Origin of the sequence: Cobetia sp. ICG0124 (genome assembly GCF_004006355.1) — a bacterium.
Lineage (GTDB): Bacteria > Pseudomonadota > Gammaproteobacteria > Pseudomonadales > Halomonadaceae > Cobetia > Cobetia marina.
In genome coordinates this window covers 1,562,027-1,576,662 of the sequence record NZ_CP024893.1, presented here as the reverse complement: position 1 = coordinate 1,576,662, position 14,636 = coordinate 1,562,027, and the positions used below count along the sequence as shown (strand labels likewise).

Annotated in this window: 16 protein-coding genes, 1 tRNA gene and 1 pseudogene; 7 read left to right on the top strand and 11 right to left on the bottom strand. The window is 62.2% G+C overall.

The annotated features are described in order from the left end of the window. The 3 genes and pseudogenes from arfB to CU110_RS07305 all read left to right on the top strand — a co-directional run. Window positions 1–357, top strand: a pseudogene (arfB, locus tag CU110_RS07315) (alternative ribosome rescue aminoacyl-tRNA hydrolase ArfB); the annotation flags it as partial. A gap of 22 nt (window positions 358–379) precedes the next feature. Further along, window positions 380–1,087 carry an SIMPL domain-containing protein gene (locus tag CU110_RS07310; protein ID WP_084208559.1) on the top strand — a complete coding sequence of 236 codons (708 nt, stop codon included), beginning with the start codon at window positions 380–382 and terminating at the stop codon, window positions 1,085–1,087. Between the two features lie 14 nt (window positions 1,088–1,101). Further along, window positions 1,102–1,404: a winged helix-turn-helix domain-containing protein gene (locus tag CU110_RS07305; RefSeq protein ID WP_084208558.1), complete on the top strand. Its 303-nt coding sequence runs from the start codon at window positions 1,102–1,104 to the stop codon at window positions 1,402–1,404. Here the strand turns inward: CU110_RS07305 and CU110_RS07300 are convergent. Next, the gene (locus CU110_RS07300) at window positions 1,395–1,694 is read right to left on the bottom strand and encodes a hypothetical protein (protein WP_127735219.1); all 300 of its coding nucleotides are present in this window, start codon (window positions 1,692–1,694) and stop codon (window positions 1,395–1,397) included. The genes CU110_RS07305 and CU110_RS07300 overlap by 10 nt on opposite strands. 12 nt (window positions 1,695–1,706) lie before the next feature. Next, a tRNA-Pro gene (locus tag CU110_RS07295) sits at window positions 1,707–1,783 on the bottom strand. A 110-nt stretch (window positions 1,784–1,893) separates the two neighbouring features. On the opposite strand from CU110_RS07295, the gene CU110_RS07290 reads away from it, so the two are divergent. Beyond that, window positions 1,894–2,997 carry a GGDEF domain-containing protein gene (locus CU110_RS07290; RefSeq protein ID WP_127735216.1) on the top strand — a complete coding sequence of 368 codons (1,104 nt, stop codon included), beginning with the start codon at window positions 1,894–1,896 and terminating at the stop codon, window positions 2,995–2,997. Here the strand turns inward: CU110_RS07290 and CU110_RS07285 are convergent. The 4 genes from CU110_RS07285 to CU110_RS07270 form a co-directional block, all read right to left on the bottom strand. Next, window positions 2,976–3,542: a YaeQ family protein gene (locus tag CU110_RS07285; RefSeq protein ID WP_127735212.1), complete on the bottom strand. Its 567-nt coding sequence runs from the start codon at window positions 3,540–3,542 to the stop codon at window positions 2,976–2,978. The genes CU110_RS07290 and CU110_RS07285 overlap by 22 nt on opposite strands. A gap of 37 nt (window positions 3,543–3,579) precedes the next feature. Beyond that, the gene (mtnK, locus tag CU110_RS07280; RefSeq protein WP_084208552.1) at window positions 3,580–4,851 is read right to left on the bottom strand and encodes an S-methyl-5-thioribose kinase; all 1,272 of its coding nucleotides are present in this window, start codon (window positions 4,849–4,851) and stop codon (window positions 3,580–3,582) included. A gap of 227 nt (window positions 4,852–5,078) precedes the next feature. Next, entirely contained in the window at window positions 5,079–6,506 is a 1,428-nt protein-coding gene (cls, locus tag CU110_RS07275; protein ID WP_077375918.1) for a cardiolipin synthase, read from the bottom strand. Window positions 6,507–6,584: 78 nt separating this feature from the next. Then, on the bottom strand, window positions 6,585–8,090 hold the full coding sequence (locus CU110_RS07270; RefSeq protein ID WP_077375915.1) for a fumarate hydratase: 1,506 nt from the start codon (window positions 8,088–8,090) through the stop codon (window positions 6,585–6,587). Window positions 8,091–8,289: 199 nt separating this feature from the next. On the opposite strand from CU110_RS07270, the gene CU110_RS16790 reads away from it, so the two are divergent. Genes CU110_RS16790 through CU110_RS07260 form a run of 3 tightly spaced genes read left to right on the top strand, consistent with a single transcriptional unit; the run spans window position 8,290 to window position 9,428 of the window. Then, window positions 8,290–8,610 (top strand): N-acetylmuramoyl-L-alanine amidase, encoded by a 321-nt coding sequence (locus tag CU110_RS16790; protein WP_240665517.1) that lies wholly within the window; start codon window positions 8,290–8,292, stop codon window positions 8,608–8,610. After that, entirely contained in the window at window positions 8,558–9,076 is a 519-nt protein-coding gene (locus tag CU110_RS07265) for an N-acetylmuramoyl-L-alanine amidase (RefSeq protein WP_240665516.1), read from the top strand. The genes CU110_RS16790 and CU110_RS07265 overlap by 53 nt, the downstream gene beginning before the upstream one ends. A 37-nt stretch (window positions 9,077–9,113) precedes the next feature. Continuing rightward, complete coding sequence (locus CU110_RS07260; protein WP_127735209.1) at window positions 9,114–9,428, top strand: hypothetical protein; 315 nt, start codon at window positions 9,114–9,116, stop codon at window positions 9,426–9,428. Here the strand turns inward: CU110_RS07260 and CU110_RS07255 are convergent, their stop codons facing one another. From CU110_RS07255 to CU110_RS07235, 5 genes are all read right to left on the bottom strand, one after another. After that, the gene (locus CU110_RS07255; RefSeq protein ID WP_084209692.1) at window positions 9,429–10,130 is read right to left on the bottom strand and encodes an ABC transporter ATP-binding protein; all 702 of its coding nucleotides are present in this window, start codon (window positions 10,128–10,130) and stop codon (window positions 9,429–9,431) included. Between the two features lie 74 nt (window positions 10,131–10,204). Beyond that, window positions 10,205–11,044, bottom strand: a complete 840-nt coding sequence (livG, locus tag CU110_RS07250; RefSeq protein WP_127735206.1) for a high-affinity branched-chain amino acid ABC transporter ATP-binding protein LivG — start codon at window positions 11,042–11,044, stop codon at window positions 10,205–10,207. A 26-nt stretch (window positions 11,045–11,070) separates the two neighbouring features. After that, window positions 11,071–12,396, bottom strand: a complete 1,326-nt coding sequence (gene livM, locus CU110_RS07245) for a high-affinity branched-chain amino acid ABC transporter permease LivM (RefSeq protein ID WP_084208549.1) — start codon at window positions 12,394–12,396, stop codon at window positions 11,071–11,073. Continuing rightward, complete coding sequence (gene livH / locus CU110_RS07240; RefSeq protein WP_043336883.1) at window positions 12,396–13,316, bottom strand: high-affinity branched-chain amino acid ABC transporter permease LivH; 921 nt, start codon at window positions 13,314–13,316, stop codon at window positions 12,396–12,398. Before livH ends, livM begins: the two co-directional genes overlap by 1 nt. 173 nt (window positions 13,317–13,489) lie before the next feature. Beyond that, window positions 13,490–14,593, bottom strand: a complete 1,104-nt coding sequence (locus tag CU110_RS07235) for a branched-chain amino acid ABC transporter substrate-binding protein (RefSeq protein ID WP_084208548.1) — start codon at window positions 14,591–14,593, stop codon at window positions 13,490–13,492. Window positions 14,594–14,636 lie beyond the last annotated feature (43 nt).

The window sequence follows — 14,636 nt, the reverse complement described above, 5'->3', positions numbered from 1 at the left end:
GTTCGTGCTCAGGGCAATGGCGGCCAGAACGTCAACAAGGTGGCGTCAGCCGTCCACCTGCGGTTTGACGTGCAACGCTCCACCCTGCCCTCGTTCTACAAGGAACGCCTGATGCAGCTGTCGGATCAACGCATCAGCAAGGACGGCATCATCATCATCAAGGCCCAGAGCCACCGTACCCTTGAACTCAACAAGGAAGATGCTCTGGCACGCCTCAAGGCGCTGATCCTCGATGCCGTCAAGGTACAGAAGGCACGCCGCGCCACTCGCCCCAGCAAGGGCGCCAAACGGCGGCGGGTCGACAGCAAGACTCGCAAGGGCAAGATCAAGGCGATGCGCGGCAAGGTTCAGGACTGATCCGGCTCAAGGAAGATGTGACATGCGCACTCTCGCAAGCTCACTGGTATTGGGCGGCCTGCTGGCCGTGGGGATGGTCTGGAGTGGCAGCTATCTCAAGGAAGCGGCACAGGTCTGGGAGGCGTCCAACCGGGTGGTGACGGTCAAGGGCCTGGCGGAGCGCGACGTCAAGGCAGACCTGGCTCTCTGGCCACTGCATTTCAGCGTCAATGCCAACCACCTGTCCGATCTGCACGAGGCGCTGGCTGATGATGAACGCAAGATTCGGGACTTTCTCACCGCTCGCGGCTTCCCGTCCGAGCAGATCAGCGTGACGTCACCGCAGGTAACCGACCTGCATGCCAACAGCTACAACGCACAGCGCCCTGACGAGCGCTACCGCGCCGAGGCCACGGTACTGGTGCGCTCGCCCGAGGTGGACCTCGTCAAGCAGAGCGCTTCCCGTACCGGCGAGCTGGTGCGTGACGGCATTCTGCTGTCGGCGGACTATGCCTACCGCACCGAATTCCTGTTCACGAGGCTTGCCGCTCTCAAGCCGGAGATGATCGCGGCCGCCACCGCGGATGCACGGCGTGCCGCGCAACAGTTCGCCGAGGATTCCGGCAGTCAGGTGGGGCATATCAAGCATGCAAGCCAGGGCTACTTCTCGATCTCGGACCTCGACAGCTATACCCCCGATATCAAGCAGGTCAGGGTCGTCACCACCATCGACTACACGCTCAGTCACTGACCTCCGGAGCCTGCATGTCCGACACCGTTCTCAGCAAGACCCAGACCAGCTTCTATCGTCGCCTGTTCGTGGCGCATCTCATCGCCCACGAGATCGACAGCGTGCCGGACATCATCGAGGCCACCGGCATGCCGAGGCGCACCGCCCAGGACACCATCTCGGCACTTGCCGAACTCGAGATTGTCTGTGAATTCCAGCATGCGGAAGGTCAACGTCACAACATCGGTCATTACGTGATTCGGGACTGGGGGCCAATCAATGCCCAATGGGTCGCCGACAACGCCGCACGACTGCAACGAGTGCTGGGCTACGCGTGACGTCGGATCGGGTGCTGCGCACGACTCTTGAGATACTCCGCCAGCGTCTTCGGCTCGATGCTGGGATGCTGATAGACGTAATCCTCCGTGATGATCGACAGGAATTCGGCACTGCGTGCCCCCGCGACCTCTATCCCCAGCACGAAGTCCTGTCCCTGATGTACCTCGAACAGGAAGTTGGGGGCTTGCGCCGCACAGGTCCTTGCCACGTAGCCATCCCCCAGGCTTTCCTTGAGGATGGAACGCTCCGGGTTGAACCGACTCTCCATGTAAATGTTAACCGTTTTCATTCTCACCTCCTCTGGTCGGGACGACAGGATTCGAACCTGCGACCTCTGCAACCCCATTGCAGCGCGCTACCAAGCTGCGCCACGTCCCGACTTCGTCCTTGAAAGGCTTCCCCCTCAAGACGAGACGTAATGTACCGCATTGATCTCAAAAAGAAAAGCCCGATATGAACATTTCTTGTCATTCGTCGCGCGAGGTACCATGACTCGTCTTGCAAAAATGGTAGGCACCAGCTGGCGCTGGTTGGTTGGCGAGAATGGCTCCGCACGACAGATTCTGCACCACGGGTTTCTGGTATCCGCCGTTTTGATCGGCCTGTTTTCCGCTGTCTTCAACTATCTGATGGAGCTGACGGTCCCCGCGTACAGCGTGGCGCTTGCCGTCATCAGTCTGATGGTCATGGTGATGTGGTATCGCTCACGTTTCCACGGGGAGTTCAGCCGCATGTCCTGGCTGTTCTGCACGCTGGTGACCTTCGTGATGCTGCCGGGCAACTGGGTCTTCAATCACGGCGCCTCGGGCCCGACGCTGCTGTTCTATCTCATGGCCGCCGCTTACGTGCTGGGGGTTCTCCCGCCGGACCGTCTGCGTCGTGGCGTCATCATCAGCGGCCTGATGCTGATGCCCTGGATTCTGCTGTGGGGGGAGATGGCCAACCCGCAACTGGTCTCCTCCTACGCGAGTACCGCGATGCGCAGCCTGGACATGGGGGTCAGCTATACCCTGGCGTTCGGACTGCTGAGCCTCGTGATCGCCGGTTACGCCAAGCGCATTCGAGAGGAGCGTGATCTGGCTCGCGCCTATGCAAAGAAGCTTGAACGCCTGAGCCGACTGGACAGTCTGACCGGACTCTACAATCACCGCACGATCCATGAACACGCCGAACACCACCTCAGCGGACGCGACATCAGCTGTCTGCTGATCTGTGATCTGGACCACTTCAAGCAGATCAATGATGCCCACGGCCACCCCTACGGCGACCAGGTCCTGGCGCACTTCTCGATGCACATCCAGACGTTGAGCCGAGAATACTCAGGCAAGGCCGGGCGTTATGGGGGAGAGGAATTCATGATCCTGCTGCCGGGCAATCTTGCCGTGGCCCGAGAATTCGATCGCCAGTTGCGTGAAAGCTGTGAGGCGTCTCCCCTGGCCCACGGCGTGATCCGTTTCAGTACCGGGGTCAGTGAACGGCGCCATCCGGATACCCTCAGCAGCTGGGTGCAACGCAGCGACGAGGCGCTCTACCACGCCAAGGCCAGCGGCCGTGATCAACTCATCGTCGATCACGACATCAGCATGGTGTGAGGCCAGGCCCGCTCCCCTTTCAGCCACTCCAGATTGATCTCGTGCTGACCATTGTCATCGGTGATGAAGATGGTGCCCTCGGAGATCATCATGGTCCACTTGATGTTGCGTGGCAGGGATTCGGTGATGGCGTCCAGTGCGCCCTCAGGAACCGCGGCAATGCTCAGATTGGACAGTCCAGCCACTGCCGGCACCACCTTGGTTTCCCAGACGCGCAGGCTACCGTAGGCGAGCAGCGAGGTGCGCTCGGTGCGCCGCGAACACCAGGTCAGGCGCTCGGCATCCGGCTGGCCCACCTCGATCCAGTGCAGCACGCGGCCATCCAGACTCTTCTCCCACAGCGCCGGTTCATCGACGTCTGACAGACCACGCCCGAATGCGATGTTCTCGCTGTACCACAGCGCATGGCCCAACAGGCGAACACACAGACGCAGCTCGGTTTCAGAGGGGTGACGGGCAACGGTAAAACGCAGGGTCTCGTAGACACCACGATCAAGGTCGGTCAGCGAGAGATCAACCTTGTAAGGCGTGGAAGACAGGGCCATGAAAGTCTCTTATTGAAAAGCCCTGACGCTGCATGCCTCACCCCAGCAGACGCGCGACCACGCCATCCGCCGCCGAGAGATCTTCCAGCGACTCACGCGCAAGGATGAGCTCACGCCCGAGTGCCAGGGCACGGCGCTCGGCACGCGCCCGCACGGCATCATCGTTGATCGACTCAAGCTCCAGCACGTGCGCAAGCCCGATGGTGCGACGAATCAACTCACAGCCCGCATAACCCAACGCATCACGCAGGATACGGCTCAGCAATCGTTCCGCCACCCCGGGTGCCGCAAAGCTGGCATCCGACGTGTGGGCGGCCTGCTCACGATACTCGCGGGCAAAGCTTTCCCAACTGGCGACCGCCTGGGCACGCAACTGCGCCACGTAGTCACGCCTGTCGCCCTCCTCACCCTCGAGTTCGGTATGCGCGCAGGCTGCCAGCCACAGCGCCGCCAGCCAGCTGCCGATATCGAAGCCCGCCGGACCGAAGAAGCCGAATTCCGGGTCGATGACCTTGGTGCTGTCTTCACGCACGAAGATCGAGCCCGCATGCAGGTCGCCATGCAGCAGCGCCTCGGGCGTGGACAGGAAGCGCTGCTTGAGCTCCGCCACTTCCACTTTGAGTGCCGCGTCCTGCCACAGGGCTTCGGCATCGCTGCGCAGCGCCGGATTGATGCTGTTGCGCTCGTGATCGCAGAAAGGGTCCACGAAGAACAGGTCTTCGGTGATCTTGCATTGATCGGGATTGGTGAAGCGTGCGACGCGCGCCTTCTTGTCGTGGGCATCGAGTGCCAGATCACTGCTGCGATAGAGCGTCGTGGCCAGAAAATGCCCCATCTGCTGACCCAGCTGCGGCAGTGACGCACGCTCCAGGAAGGCGTGTCGCAGATTGCGGTGATCGCCGATATCTTCCATCACGATCGCCGAGCGGGCTTCCTCGAAGTGATAGAGCGCCGGCACCAGTTCAGGCGCGCAATCGGCCTCGAACTGCAGCGTCTCGGCCTCGATGCGTACCCGCACCAGCGACAGCGGCCAGCTTTCGCCGATGATGCGCACCCAGGGCAGCCCCTGCTTGACGATCACCGAGGTTGAGCGGTCCGGCGTGCAGACGCGATAGACATAGTTGATGTTGCCATCGCCGATCTCCTCGACCTGAAGCTCACTGGCCATAGTGAAGGCAGGCAACTGATCGCCGACATGCAGGCGTGCAAAGGCGATCACATCCGCGTCATCGCGAAATTGATACTCGATGGAAGGCGCCGTGGAGGGAGTGTCACTCACCGTCGTGGCGTGGAGATCTTGAACAGTCATGGCAGGTCTCAGCGCGGAATCATGAAGCCGCCGTCCTGGATGCCCTCTCCAATGCATGGCGAGAGAAGTATCTCCAGGCTCTCAGTTTATTCCAAAAAGAAATAAACAGGCGATCAGTTATAGCGAGAAGATGCCTGCAATGGCCACGAATGACAAGACCTGCCGAGTGAGTTTCGTTCAACTCGGCAGGCGGCAGGTTCATGCAGTGCTTCATGCAGTGCGCGGGGTCACTGGATCGGGGCCAGCAGATAGGCCGCCCGCGACACCAGCTTGCGCCACATGGGCCGCGCCTCCAGCTCCTCGCAGCTGATCTCGCGACAATGACGGAAGTCTTCCTCGAGCATGGCCTCCACCTCTGCCGCGAACTGGTGATCCGGCACGAAGGCGGTGACCTCGAAGTTCAGACGGAAGGAGCGATTGTCGAGGTTGACCGTCCCGATGGTCGCCGTGTGACTGTCCATCAACATCACCTTCTGATGCAGAAAGCCCGGCTGATAGCGGAAGACGCGCACGCCCGAGCGAATCATGTCGGAGAGGAACGAGAAGGCCGACAGGAACACCAGCAGATGATCGGGACGTTCGGGGATCATCACCCGCACATCCACGCCTCTCAGCGCTGCCAGCTTCAAGGCATCCTGCACGCCCTGGTCCGGCACGAAATAGGGGCTGGTGATCCAGATGCGGCTGACCGAGGAGTGGATGGCCTGCTGAACCAGCAGACTGGCCGTCTCGCGACGGTCCGCCGGGCCGGAAGGCACGATCACCACGTGCTGACACTCTTCACAGCTGATGCGGGGCTCCCACTCCAGCGACAGCACCTCGCCAGTCGCCCAGTGCCAGTCCTCCCAGAAGGCCTCCTGCAGCCCCATCACGCTGGGTCCTTCCAGCTTGAGGTGAGTATCGCGCCAGGCGCCGTAGCGTTCGGAATGGCCCAGATACTCATTGCCCACATTCAGCCCGCCGACAAAGCCCACTCGGCCATCGATGACGGTGATCTTGCGGTGATTGCGGAAGTTGATCTGGAAGCGGTGCCGCCAGCCCCGCGAAGAGTTGAAGGCACTCACCTCACAGCCGGATTCCAGCAGATCATTGAGGTACCCATCCGGCAGCTTGCGCGAGCCGATCTCGTCATACAGGAAACAGACCCGCACGCCACGTTCGGCACGCTTCATCAGTGCCTGCTTGAGTCGCACACCGAGCTCGTCATTCCGCACGATGAAGAACTGGATGAGAATGTAATCCTCGGCCGCCTTGATGGCCGCGAACAGGGCATCGAACGTCTCCTCGCCATTGATCAACAGCTTGGCGCGATTGCCGGTGGTCACCGGCATCATCGCCAGACGCTCGATGGCATCCAGGTGCGTGGGATTGCCGCCCAGCGGACGCGAGAGCCAGGGGGAGAGCTTGGGACGAAAACGCATCAAGACGCGTCGCATCGTCGAGTCACGCTCCTCGCGGGCACTGACATAGCCATAGAAACGGGGACGCCCGAATACCCAGTAAAGCGGCAGGGCGACGTAGGGGAAGGTCAGCAGACACAGAATCCAGGCAATCGCACCCTGTGAGGTACGACTGGACATCAGGGCCATGACGGCGGTCATCGCACCCAGAATGTGACTGCTCAACAGCAGAAAGCCAAGTAACCAGGCGGTCATTGCAGCTCCATTGCAGGCGTCAGGGTCGCCAGATTATGCCACAGCTGCGCTGGCAACGATGCCTCGGCGTGACGGCCTTCAGGCGCGGCTGGCGATGATTTCCTTCCACTTGGCCGGGCCGGTCTGGTGCACGGAGACACCTGCACTATCGACCGCCACGGTGACCGGCATGTCCTCGACCTCGAATTCGTAGATCGCTTCCATCCCCAGGTCTTCAAACGCCAGCACGCGGGACTTCTTGATCGCCTGGGCGACCAGGTAGGCGGCGCCGCCGACCGCCATCAGGTAGCTGGACTTGTTGTCACGGATGGCGTCGATCGCGGTCGGGCCACGCTCGGCCTTGCCGACCATGCCCAACAGGCCGGTCTCTTCCAGCAGCGTACGCGTGAACTTGTCCATGCGGGTCGCGGTGGTCGGGCCAGCCGGACCGACGACTTCGTCACGGATCGGATCGACCGGGCCGACGTAGTAGATGAAGCGACCTTTCAGATCCACCGGCAGCTGCTCACCACGTGCCAGCATCTCGGTCATGCGCTTGTGGGCCGCATCACGGCCGGTCAGCAGCTTGCCGTTGAGCAGCAGGGTGTCGCCCGGCTGCCAGCTCTGCACTTCCTCGGGCGTCACTGTGTCGAGGTTGACGCGCTTGACGCTGTCGCCCGCTTCACGGGTGATTTCCGGCCAGTCCTCGAGCTTGGGTGCCGGCAGCTCTGCCGCGCCGCTGCCATCCAGAGTGAAGTGCACGTGACGGGTCGCCGCGCAGTTCGGGATGATCGCCACCGGCTTGTTGGCCGCGTGGGTCGGGTAATCCATGACCTTGATGTCGAGCACGGTGGTCAGACCACCGAGGCCCTGTGCGCCGACACCCGTCGCGTTGACCTTCTCGAACAGCTCGAGACGGATCTCTTCGGCGCGGTTGGAGGCACCACGCTTCTGCAGTTCCTGGATATCGATCGGCTCGAGCAGGGATTCCTTGGCCAGCTGCATCGCCTTCTCGGCGGTACCGCCGATGCCGATGCCCAGCATGCCGGGCGGACACCAGCCAGCGCCCATCTTCGGAATCTGTTCCAGCACCCAGTCGACCACGGAGTCGGACGGGTTGAGCATCGCGAACTTGGACTTGGCTTCGCTGCCGCCGCCCTTGGCCGCGACGTGGATCTCGACGGTATCCCCCGGCACCAGCTTGTGGTGGATGATGGCCGGCGTGTTGTCCTTGGTGTTGGCACGCTTGCCGTCCGGGTCTGCCAGCACGGAGGCGCGCAGCACGTTGTCCGGCAGCAGATAGGCGCGGCGGACGCCTTCGTTGACCATGTCATCCAGGCTCATCTCGGCCTCGAAGCGCACGTTCATGCCGACATGAACGAAGACGGTGACGATACCGGTGTCCTGACAGATGGGACGATGACCCAGGGCACACATCCGGGAGTTGATCAGAATCTGCGCGATGGCATCCTTGGCGGCCGGATTCTCTTCACGCTCGTACGCCGCGTTCATGGCGTCGATGAAGTCCTTTGGATGGTAGTAGGAGATGTACTGCAGCGCGTCGGCGACGCTCTGGATCAGGTCATCCTGGCGGATCACGGTCATCAGGATCGGCTCCTCAAGGGCAAGCGATGGAAAAGACAGGCACACTGGCGCCCAGGGCGTCAGGCCGATTACTGTTGTCAGGGACAGAAATCGCGCCACCATGGGGCGGGCGCCGGGTCAGGTGGCCGGGATTATACCTCAAGCGAGCACGCGGCGGCAGAGCGAATCCTGCAACCCGCATGTCAGGACATCCCAGCGGATGGAGGCCAGCACCGAGAGTCAAAGCAATTCTCGCGTGCGCCATCTGGTACTGCATTACACCGATGATGACCTCACAGGCTCTCTGATCAGCCTCACCGGCGCTGACGTCAGCGCGCATTATCTGCTGTCGTCGCCGATGCCCGCGACCGGCCTGCCGCGCGTCTATCCGCTGGTGCCGGAAGCGCGCCGCGCCTGGCATGCCGGCGTCAGCCATTGGGGTGAACGCGGCCACCTCAATGACACTTCCATCGGCATCGAGATGGTCAATGCCGGGCCCGAAGCGCTCACGCCCCTGGGTGGCAAGGCGCTGGTCCCCTGATCGCCACTTCGCGGCCTGGAACGAGCAGCAGATCGCGGCCTTGATCGCGCTGGCCTCCCCCATTGTGCACCGCCATGACATCAAGGCAGTGGATGTCGTCGGACACTCCGACATCGCCCCGGACCGCAAGACCGACCCGGGCCCGCGCTTCCCCTGGCGCCGTCTGCATGAAGCCGGCATCGGGGCCTGGCCACGGGATGCCGACGTCAGCTGCTTTCGACAACAGATGGCCAGCGATGGACTGCCCGCGGAGAAGACCTTGATCGCGGCGCTCGCCCACTATGGTTATCCAGTGGAGGCCGAGCGGCCCTGGATGGCGATCGCCGCGTTTCAGGCGCACTTTCGCCCCGGGGCCATCAGTGGCCAGTTTGATGCGGAAAGCGCCGCGATCCTGCTGGCCCTCAACACGCGCTATCGCCAATCGACGCCCTGTCAGCCCCATTCCAATGAGGTTCATCATGGCTGATAACATTCTCAGTGCAGTACCTGATACGGCAGCAGACATGACAACACCCGCCACATCCCCCGGCGCGCTCGGATTCGTGGTCTGTGATGACAAGCGCATCTATGGGGCAGGCATGAGCGAGGAAGACTGTCTCGACAATGCCCTTGAATGCCTGTGCGGCTTCTGTGAGCGCAGCGCGCTCAAGAAGATGCTGGAACTGTGTCAATCCGGTGTGCGCTATCCGCTGCGCCAGCTTCCGGCCAGCCAGGCCTGCGTCAGCAATTGCCAGGTCTCCGGCCCTACCGATCATTATCGTATCCATGACGGCGTCGCCTATGCTCCGGAAGAATTCGTGACACCTCTCTCGGCGTAATCAGCCGCCAAGATAGGCGCGGCGGACCTCGTCATTGGCCAGCAGCGCCTTGCCGCTGTCCGCCAGCACCACGCGACCGTGTTCCAGCACATAACCGCGATCGGCGATCGACAAGGCGCGATGGGCATTCTGCTCCACCAGGAAGATGGTGGTGCCCTGCTCGCGCAGCTGCTCGACGATCTCGAAGATCTGCCCGATCACGATGGGCGCCAGTCCCAGCGAAGGCTCATCGAGCAACAACAGTCGCGGCCGACTCATCAAGGCACGCCCGATGGCCAACATCTGCTGCTCGCCACCGGACATGGTGCCGCCGCGCTGATGGAAGCGCTCCTTGAGGCGCGGGAAGAGCCCCAGCACATGCTCGATGCTGCGTTCGTTCTCCTCCTTGCTCTGGTAATAGCCGCCCATGGCGAGATTCTCCTCCACCGTCATGCCGGTGAAGATGCGGCGACCTTCGGGCACCACCGACAGCCCGCCACGCATCACGCGCGCCGTGGGTGTGCCGGTGATCTCCTCGCCCTCGAACCACACCCGCCCGCTGGTCGGGCGCGGATCGCCACAGATCGACATCAAAAGCGTCGTCTTGCCGGCGCCGTTGGCACCGATCAGCGTCACGATCTCGCCCTGCCCCACGGCCAGCGAGACATCATTGAGCGCCTGCACCGGCCCGTAATGTGTCGTCAGGTGCTCGAGCGCCAGCATGGCATCCCGCGGCGCGAGTGCCTCGCTGGCAGGCACGGTCTCTGGCATGACTGCATCAACATGCTCACTCATGCTCATTCCTCTCCCAGATAGGCCTTGATCACGGCATCGTTGCGTCGAATGTCATCCGGGCAGCCATCCGCCAGCGGCTGACCCTGATTGACCACGTAGATGTGATCCGAGATGCCCATCACCAGACTCATGTCGTGCTCGATCAACAGCACCGAGATGCCCTCATCGCGGGTCAGGCTGACGATCAGGTCATCGAGATCCCGGGTCTCGTTGGGGTTGAGGCCGGCCGCCGGCTCATCCAGCATCAGCAGCCGTGGCCTGGCCACCATGCATCGCGCGATCTCGAGTCGCCGCTGCTGGCCATAGGCCAGATTGCCGGCCTCGCGATTGGCGAATTCGAGCAGACCGACACGCTCCAGCCAGTCACCGGCATGCTGCATCAGCGCCTTTTCACTGCGGCGATAGCCCGGCGTCTTGAACAGGCCCTTGAGAAGATTGCGCTCAGCGTGCATGTGCTGCGCCACCAGCAGGTTTTCGATGACCGTCATCTCCTTGAACAGCCGCACGTTCTGGAAGGTGCGTACCATGCCAGCCTGGGCGATCCGGTACCCCGGCAGGCGATGCATGGCGCGATTCTGGAAATACACCTCGCCGCCGGTGGGCTGATAGAAGCCGGAAATGCAGTTGAAGACGGTGGTCTTGCCCGCACCATTCGGCCCGATGACCGATACCACCTCGCCCGGATGTACCTGAAGCGTCACGCCGTCCACGGCCTTGAGGCCACCGAACTGCATGGTGAGATCACGTACGTCCAGCAGCGGTGCCCCGCCCTCGGCGCGTGCCTGGCGGTGTGAGGAAGCGGCTGGCGCCTCATTGTCGAATGCTTGCTTGTCATGCCTCATTGTCGAATGCTTGCTTGTCATGTGCGTCAGCCACGGTCGAGCTCCATCTGCGGTCGTTTGAGCGGCACCAGGCCTTGAGGACGCCACACCATCATCAGCACCATCATCAGCCCGAACAGCAACATGCGATATTCATTGAACTCACGGGCCAGCTCCGGCAACAGCGTCATGGCGATCGCCGCCAGGATGACGCCTAGCTGCGAGCCCATTCCGCCCAGCACCACGATGGCGAGAATGATCGCCGACTCGATGAAGGTGAAGGACTCGGGACTGATGAAGCCCTGACGCGCGGCGAAGAAGGCACCGGCGAAGCCCGCGAAACTCGCCCCGATCGTGAAGGCCGAGAGCTTGATGCCGGTGGGATTCATGCCCAGTGAACGGCAGGCGATGTCATCCTCGCGCAGCGCCTCCCACGCCCGCCCGATGGGCATGCGCAACAGACGATAGATCACGAACAGCGTGATCAGCACCAGGATCAAGGCCAGCAGGTACAGATAGATCACCTTGAAGGCCGGGTCGTAGTCGATGCCGAAGAACTCATGGAAGGCGATGTTGCCCTCATCGGCTCGCCGCGAGAACTCGAGATTGAACAAGGTCGGCTTGGGTATGCGCGCGATGCCATTCGGGCCGCCGGTCAGCTCCGTCCAGTTGTTGAGCAGGATACGGATGATCTCGCCGAAGCCCAGCGTCACGATGGCCAGGTAGTCACCCCGCAGCCGCAGCACGGGGAAGCCGAGCAGATAGCCGAACAGCGCCGTCATCAACCCCGCGATGGGCAGCGCTTCCCAGAAGCTGAAGCCCAGATAGCTGTTGAGCAGTGCGTAGGTATAGGCTCCGACCGCATAGAAGCCCACGTAACCGAGATCCAGCAGCCCCGCGAGACCCACCACCACGTTGAGCCCCAGGCCCAGCATGATGTAGATCAGCGTCAGGGTCGCGAGATCCACCGCCGAGCGGTTGGACAGAAACGGGAAGATCAGCAACGCACCGATGGCCAGCATGATCCACAGCTGACGCTTCTGACCGCTCATCACGTCGGGGACGCGGAAACGTGATGGCTTGCGGGTACGCGCACGCCATTCCTCGATCTGTGGCCGCACCAGCTGGTGCAGGAAGACGGCCAGTGACGCGGCCAGCAACCAGCCCCAGGTGTCCATGCCCATCAAGCGTACCGTGGTGGTGATACCGGTGGACTCGAGCTGCACCCCCAGTACCGAGCCACCCAGCACGAGAGTCAACACGGCGGCCGCAAGTGCCGACCACCAGGGACGACGATAGGAAGGCTGTGGCGGAATCGTCTCGGCGGGCGAGGTGCCCGCTGTCTTCAGAGTCTGTTTCGCAAGCTTGGGCATCAGATCTTCTCCACTTCGGGCTTGCCGAGAATCCCGGAGGGACGGAACAGCAGAATCAGGATCAGCAGTCCGAAGGCCACCACGTCCTTGTATTCCGTGGACAGATAGCCGCCGGTCAGCGCCTCCGCGACGCCCAGCAGCAGGCCACCCAGCATCGCGCCGGGGATACTGCCGATACCGCCCAGCACCGCCGCCGTGAACGCCTTGAGCCCGGCCAGGAAGCCGATGTAGGGATTGACCACGCCGTAGTACATGCCGAGCAGCAGTCCCGCCACGGCGGCAAGCGCCGCCCCGATCACGAAGGTCATCGAGATGATCATGTCGGTATTGATGCCCAGCAGACGCGCCATGCCGGCATCCTGGGAGCAGGCACGACAGGCACGCCCCAGGCGCGAGCGCGAGATGAACGATGACAGCAGCAGCATGCACACCAGCGTGACGCTGAAGATGATCACCTGCATGTAGGACAGATTGACCGCGAAGCTTTCCAGCCCGAACTCCCAGCCGCCCGGAATCAGGCTGGAGATCGCCATGTCCCGCGAGCCCTGGGCCAGACGCATGTAATTCTGCAGGAAGATCGACATGCCGATCGCCGAGATCAGCGCGATCAGACGCTTGGAGCCACGTACCGGGCGATAGGCCACCCGCTCTACGGCGAAACCGTAGGCACAGGACACCAGCACCGCCACCAGCAAGGCGGCCGCCATCAGAAAGAAGGGGTTGGCGATGCCCAGCATGCCCAGCGCCGCGATGACGATGAAGGTCACGTAGGTGCCGATCATGTAGATCTCGCCGTGGGCGAAATTGATCATGCCGATGATGCCGTAGACCATCGTGTAGCCGATGGCGATCAAGGCATAGGTACTGCCGATGGTCAGGCCATTGATGACCTGCTGCAGGAAGTAGAGGATGTCTTCCATTGAAACGACCCTTGGCCGCGACAGTGTTCGGCTTGTGGCCGGAAACTGTCAGGGAAATGCCGCATGCGCGACGACGACGGGAAGGCACGGCGATGTTGCATCGCCATGAACTCGACCGAACGGAGAGGCCCGCCATGCCACGCGGCATGACGGGAGCTGATATCAGCCGCTGATCAATGTGCCGCTTCGCTCTTGGTACCGTCGGCGTGCCAGTTGTAGACGACGAAGTTGAAGTCCTTCAGATCGCCCTTCTCATCGTATTCGACCTTGCCGATGGGCGTGTCGAAGCTGTTGGCCTTGAGATATTCCGCGACATCATAGGGGTCGGTGGAGTCGGCGCCCTTGATGCCATCGGCGATCAGCTCCACTGCGGTGTAGGCGGGCATGACGAACGGACCGGAAGGGTCCTGCTCCTTGTCCTTGAAGGCCGCGACCAGATCCGCGTTCTTCGGGTCATTCTCGAAGGCCGGCGGCAGTGTCACGTACAGGCCTTCCGAGGCCTGGCCGGCAATCTTGGAAATGTCCGGATTCCCGACCCCTTCCGGCCCCATGAAGGGCGCGTCGAAGCCAAGTTCACGCGACTGACGCAGCAAGAGGCCCAGTTCCGGGTGATAGCCGCCGTAGTAGACGAAGTCGACGTTCTCCTTCTTGAGCTTGGAGATCAGCGCCGAGAAATCCTTGTCACCCGCCGTGATGCCCTCGAACAGCACCACATCGATACCCGCTTCCTCGACGGTATCGCGCACGCCGGTGGCGATACCTTCCCCGTACTGCTGCTTGTCGTGGATCACGGCCATGTGCTTGGGCTTGATCGTCTCGGCGATATAGCGCCCCGCAACCGGCCCCTGCAGCGAGTCCAGGCCGATGGTGCGGAAGACCAGCTCATAGCCCTGCTCGGTGATGGTCGGACTGGTGGACGCCGCCGTGATCATCATCACGCCTTCCTCGGCGTAGATGTCCGAGGCCGGTTGCGTCGCGCTGGAGCACAGGTGGCCGATCACGTACTGGACGCCGTCATTGACGATCTGGTTGGCGACCGCCACCGCCTGCTTGGGATCACAGGCGTCGTCGTATTTGACGCCCTTGAGCATCTCGCCGTCGACGCCGCCGGCGGCATTGATCCGCTCGATGGCCATCTCGGCACCGATGAACTGCATGTCACCGTACTGGGCGACCGGCCCCGTGACCGGGCCTGCCATGGCGATGGTGATATCTGCCTGAGCCTGGGTGGACATCGCCGCGGCGATACCGAGAGCGAGAAGAGACCTGCGCATCATGATGAGAATTCCTGTTCCCGATTATTGTTGTACTACGGCCGGG